This is a genomic window from Microcystis sp. Msp_OC_L_20101000_S702 (assembly GCF_007095705.1).
Classification (GTDB): Bacteria; Cyanobacteriota; Cyanobacteriia; order Cyanobacteriales; family Microcystaceae; genus Microcystis; species Microcystis ichthyoblabe_A.
Genome location: NZ_SFBO01000116.1, coordinates 1 through 4,662, shown reverse-complemented (window position 1 = coordinate 4,662; position 4,662 = coordinate 1). Strand labels below are relative to the sequence as shown.

6 protein-coding genes and 1 pseudogene are annotated in these 4,662 nt (G+C 40.7%); 4 read left to right on the top strand and 3 right to left on the bottom strand.

Annotated elements, in window-relative coordinates; all coding sequences use genetic code 11:
• The 3 genes and pseudogenes from EWV60_RS12460 to EWV60_RS12450 all read right to left on the bottom strand — a co-directional run.
• Positions 1-534 (bottom strand): annotated as a pseudogene (locus tag EWV60_RS12460) (flagellar assembly protein H); the annotation flags it as partial.
• A gap of 176 nt (positions 535-710) precedes the next feature.
• The gene (locus EWV60_RS12455) at positions 711-905 is read right to left on the bottom strand and encodes a DUF2949 domain-containing protein (protein WP_002732568.1); all 195 of its coding nucleotides are present in this window, start codon (positions 903-905) and stop codon (positions 711-713) included.
• Between the two features lie 362 nt (positions 906-1,267).
• On the bottom strand, positions 1,268-1,789 hold the full coding sequence (locus tag EWV60_RS12450) for a DUF192 domain-containing protein (protein WP_080601747.1): 522 nt from the start codon (positions 1,787-1,789) through the stop codon (positions 1,268-1,270).
• Positions 1,790-2,092: 303 nt separating this feature from the next.
• On the opposite strand from EWV60_RS12450, the gene petM reads away from it, so the two are divergent.
• From petM to EWV60_RS12430, 4 genes are all read left to right on the top strand, one after another.
• Positions 2,093-2,206 carry a cytochrome b6-f complex subunit PetM gene (gene petM, locus EWV60_RS12445; protein WP_002731506.1) on the top strand — a complete coding sequence of 38 codons (114 nt, stop codon included), beginning with the start codon at positions 2,093-2,095 and terminating at the stop codon, positions 2,204-2,206.
• 104 nt (positions 2,207-2,310) lie between these two features.
• The gene (gene psb28, locus EWV60_RS12440; protein ID WP_002777305.1) at positions 2,311-2,670 is read left to right on the top strand and encodes a photosystem II reaction center protein Psb28; all 360 of its coding nucleotides are present in this window, start codon (positions 2,311-2,313) and stop codon (positions 2,668-2,670) included.
• A gap of 191 nt (positions 2,671-2,861) precedes the next feature.
• On the top strand, positions 2,862-3,785 hold the full coding sequence (gene thyD / locus EWV60_RS12435; protein WP_287232557.1) for a thylakoid membrane protein ThyD: 924 nt from the start codon (positions 2,862-2,864) through the stop codon (positions 3,783-3,785).
• A 44-nt stretch (positions 3,786-3,829) separates the two neighbouring features.
• Positions 3,830-4,615, top strand: a complete 786-nt coding sequence (locus EWV60_RS12430; protein WP_287232555.1) for a hypothetical protein — start codon at positions 3,830-3,832, stop codon at positions 4,613-4,615.
• Positions 4,616-4,662: the final 47 nt, after the last annotated feature.

Here is a 4,662-nt window from a genome sequence, read left to right as displayed (position 1 = left end):
TAACAATTCTCGCACCGCTTGGTTTTGCGTTTTTCCCCGTCCTAATAATCTTAACCAAAGAGTCTCAGCAGTCACAGGCAATTGATTAATAGCGATAATTGCCGTGCGATAAAGCAAGGGAAGAAAATAGACTCCTTCTGGCCACTCTGGGTCTAATTTTGCCCCAAATCCTTCTAAAACAGTGATACCAGCCGAAGGGGATAAAATCCACAAACGAGGGGCATTGTCTTCATTGTAACTCTGATTTTCCCGTTTAGCTTGTCTTTGCAGTTCGGCTAAAATCGTCAAAAGTTTCGCTAAACAATTACGAATCTCGCTACGGTTGGGAGGATTGCGATAGGGTTCAATCAGGACAGTATTAAGGACAATTCTGCCTAATAATCCCAGATAATCGCGGTTGGGTTCGGGATTGGGGGAAAAAAATACATCTATCTGTCGAGTTTCGTCGCTGACTTCTTTGCTGATTTCGACGGTTCCCAAGGGAGAAAGTAATTGTTCAAGGTAATTTTTGGCAAATTGGTCATGGGGTTTCATGGACTGAGCAGTTAATCGATAATTCTCAATTGTATAGCTATTAAAAAAGTGGGTTATTTAAACCCACTTCTCAAGTGATGATTGGTAGTTTTTAAGATGGGAATTTTCAAATTGTGCCAGAAACTATGCGCAGCCATGGCAATTATTCTCCTTGTCAATAGTTACCAATAGTAAGATTAGACCACCTCTTCGAGAAAATCATAAATTTTATCTAATTGTTCCAAGGTCACTAAACCGTACTGCCAGAGAATCATCGGTAAATGAATTTTATCAGATTGGATCGATCGCTCGGCCATAGCGATCGATTCTTGGGGAAGGGACAATTCCTCTTGTAGAAATTGTCGGAATTGGGAATAGGCAATCGTGGACATAGGGGGACTTTTTCCTCAATAGTATATCTAGTAATTTCAATAAAACACGACCTGATCGGTTTCAAGGACAGTTAGTCCTGAGACCGTTTTTTTGTATCTAAGCTATCTAGATGATAGAGTGTGCTTTCCTAAAAATCGCTGGCTCTCTTAAGATAGTCCCGTTAGGTCTAGCAGAACTTTGTCTCTGTTTAATCTATAGCAAGAGTAAAGATTATTCAATCTATGACTTGATAGACTATAAAAATCCTAATCGATATAGTCATATCTTAAACAGTATAAATGCGTAATAGCTTATAACAGCCATACTTATACTTCCAGACAAGGGACACTTTTTATAAGAAAGTTAACACCATTTTCAAAAATTAAGGTCTTGAGATAAACTCAATCTTAATTTTATCTCCTTCTTTCACTCCTAATTCTTTCGCTCGACCCCCAGCTAGTTCGATCACTTGATTAACCATGGTGTTTGGACCATAGACAGGACAAGGATGCACCGCACAAGGGGGGACATTGAGCAAAACTGCTTTTACTATACCATCTTTTAGAAAAATCATGTCTAGAGGAATCGAGACATTTTTCATCCAAAACCCGGCCATCAGAGGTTGTGCAAAGGGAAATAGCATACCGCGATTTTTCTCCAAAGACGAGCGATACATTAAACCCTTGGCCTGTTGTTCGGGGGTTTGAGCCACTTCTAACTCAATTATCTCACCATTAATATCTGCTTTGGCCGTGATCGGTAATATTTGCCCTTGATTCTCAGTCGTAATCTGAGCCATCGAACTATTATTACCATTGAGATTAGTCGATTGACAACTCAGCAGCAACAAACCTAAAAATAGTATTAACTTGATCTTGAGCATAAATGATTTTTTACCAGTCATCATCAATAGTTATCAATACTTAATTTTCCTAGTATAAGTGAAGAATTAAGCAGATAAGACACTAACACAAAGTGGCGACAAAAAATATAAAGATAGTATTAAAAACATCTAGCCTGGGGGTGAGCATCCTTCCTTGAGGAGAGGGGCAGGATTGCTAGAACGTATATACTAGGAAAATTCTCAAAGTTATTGGCCGATTTTCTCCTTCAATTTTGCCCCAGTCTGGCAGCAGTCGATCGCCTTCGTAGGTTAAAATGCCACTTATCTATATGATCGATTATTGTAGGCTCAGGAGCAATCACCATGACCGCAGAAAGTATGTTATTTAATGGGCCGATCGTGGCGATCGTTCTCGTCCTCGTCGGATTAGCTTGGGGTTTTCTCCTCCTCAAAATCCAAGGTGGAGAAGCGGAATAGCTTGTTTTTCGGTTCATGGTTACTTTATTAGTAATCATGAACTACTTTTTCCCTTCAAAAGTAATTAAGAGAAAATCAATAACTAAAATTTTATACCCACACCTATGACCACTCCCACGATCGAGTTTTTTGTCGGTTTATCAGAAGAATTAAGCGGTGTTAGTCTCCGCAAAAATAAAAATACCGGGATTCGCAATGTCCTGATGACTTTTAAAACCCTGAAAGCGATCGAACGTTTCCAAAGTTTCACCACCCGTACCTACGGCGATCTCCGTCTCACCGATGAGGAAGGAGTGATTATAGTTATTCCCAACTCGACTAAGTTTATTTTTGGAGGAGATGAAGGAGATGAAATTCAACGGGTAGAATGTGGTTTTGAAATCACCGATGAACACTGGGAGCGTTTTCTGCGCTTTATGAATCGTTATGCGGCAGCCAACGGGATGGGGTATCAGGATAAGTGAGAAGTCGGGTGTGGGGTGATGGAGGAATGGGGAGATAGGGGAATGGGGAGATAGGGTGATGGGGAGATAGGGGAATGGGGAAATTTCAACTAAAACCCTAAAACCCTAAAACCCTAAAACCCCAACTCTCAACTCCTGAATTCTGATAGTTAAAAACCAGCTAAAATAAGGATAAATTTAGTCAAGAAACCATGAAAATAGCGATTACTGGGGCGACGGGATTTGTGGGGAGTCTATTGGTGGTCAAACTCCTTGATCGCAGCGATGACATCCTAATTTTGACTCGCAATCCCGATAAAGCCAGGAGAATTTACCCAAAGTCAATCTATCCTAAGATAGAGATTATTCCTTATATCGCCACAGAATCGGGGGATTGGCAAAAAGAGATTTCCGGATGTGACGCGGTGATTAATCTAGCGGGAGAACCGATTTCGGAACGCTGGACCTGGGAAGCAAAACGAGCAATCGTCGCTAGTCGGGAAATCGGCACCGAGAAAATTGTCGAGGCGATCGCAATTGCTGCCCAGAAACCGAAAGTTTTAATTAACTCATCGGCGATCGGTTACTATGGAACCAGCGAAACCGCTAGTTTTGACGAAAACAGCCCTCCCGGTGGCGATTTTCTGGCGGATGTCTGTAAAAAGTGGGAAACAGCCGCCCAAAAAGTTAAAGATTACGGCACTCGTTTAGTCATTCTTCGCACGGGTATTGTTTTAGACAATGGGGGTGCTTTAGGGAAAATGATCCCACCCTTCAAGCTTTTTGCCGGCGGACCGATTGGCAGCGGTCGTCAGTGGTTTTCTTGGATTCATCGGGATGATTTAATTAATTTAATTATCTATTGTCTTGATCGCCCAGAAATTAGCGGCACGTTCAATGCTACTGCACCCAATCCCGTCCGGATGAAAGAATTCTGTCAGATATTAGGGGAAGTAATGAAGCGTCCTTCTTGGTTGCCAGTGCCGGATTTTGCCCTCGAAATTCTCTTGGGAGAAGGGGCAAAAATCGTCTTAGAAGGTCAAGAAGTGCTGCCAAAAGCCACCCAAGCGATCGGTTTTGACTATCGTTATCCTAATCTAGAAGCGGCCTTAGAGGAAATTGTCCCGAAAATGTAGAAAGCTGATATACTGAGGGCAAAAATTCCAGATATTACTAATCTATGAGCAATTCTTCCGAACCGACAGCAAATTATTGTTTTTGCACTTTAGCCCTAAGAGAAAAGTATCAAAAATTAACTAAAACTCTGGCTGAAGATTTACAAAAATACGCCCCTGGGGGCAGTCTAGTGGTGGGAACTGATGCCCCTCAGTATTTTGATAATAGTCCCAATGTTATCGCTTTTAAACATACTCAAAAAGGAATTTTACATTGTTATAATGATAAACGCTTTGTTCTAGAAAAAAGTTTAAAGTTATTTCCGACAGCTATTTTTGTCGATGCGGATACAAGACTAATAGAATCATTATCGGACAATCTTGATTTTACTCCAGGTATCGTTGGTTATCATCAAAGTATGGTTGAGCATAATAAAAAATATCGTCCTCGAGATTTACCTAATTTAATTAGGGTTTCTGAAAAACTAGGAATTCCGAGTGAACAAGTAAATTGGATTGGAGAGTCTTTATTTATAGTCACTAGAGATGGAGGGAAAGAGCAAGAGTTTTTGCATTTTTGGGGGAGGATAGCACTCTATTTAGAAATGAAAGGAATGCACAGTGGCGAAGGCAGTATTATGGGACTAGCGGCAGCAAAAGTCGGGTGGACAGTAGATATCAGTGAAGCTTGGTTAATACTCAAAAACAAAAGCAATCATCTTGATGCCAGTTATCAACCTCCCATTAAAAAAGATTTTTGGCAACCTCTCCAAAAAAGACTACGCCAATTCAAAAATGAAACGCATCAACCTCAAGAGTTGACAAAGAAAGGCTCATCAGGTACTGTCTGATCATTAACAAAAACAAATCAGACCCAAAATGAGCCACCAACATCTTA

Excerpts from the sequence above, each read along its gene's own strand:
- EWV60_RS12430 (WP_287232555.1), top strand. The coding sequence starts at position 3,830 with ATGAGCAATTCTTCCGAACCGACAGCAAATTATTGTTTTTGCACTTTA.
- EWV60_RS12455 (WP_002732568.1), bottom strand. The coding sequence starts at position 905 with ATGTCCACGATTGCCTATTCCCAATTCCGACAATTTCTACAAGAGGAA.
- psb28 (WP_002777305.1), top strand. The coding sequence starts at position 2,311 with ATGACCACTCCCACGATCGAGTTTTTTGTCGGTTTATCAGAAGAATTA.
- petM (WP_002731506.1), top strand. The coding sequence starts at position 2,093 with ATGACCGCAGAAAGTATGTTATTTAATGGGCCGATCGTGGCGATCGTT.
- thyD (WP_287232557.1), top strand. The coding sequence starts at position 2,862 with ATGAAAATAGCGATTACTGGGGCGACGGGATTTGTGGGGAGTCTATTG.
- EWV60_RS12450 (WP_080601747.1), bottom strand. The coding sequence starts at position 1,789 with ATGACTGGTAAAAAATCATTTATGCTCAAGATCAAGTTAATACTATTT.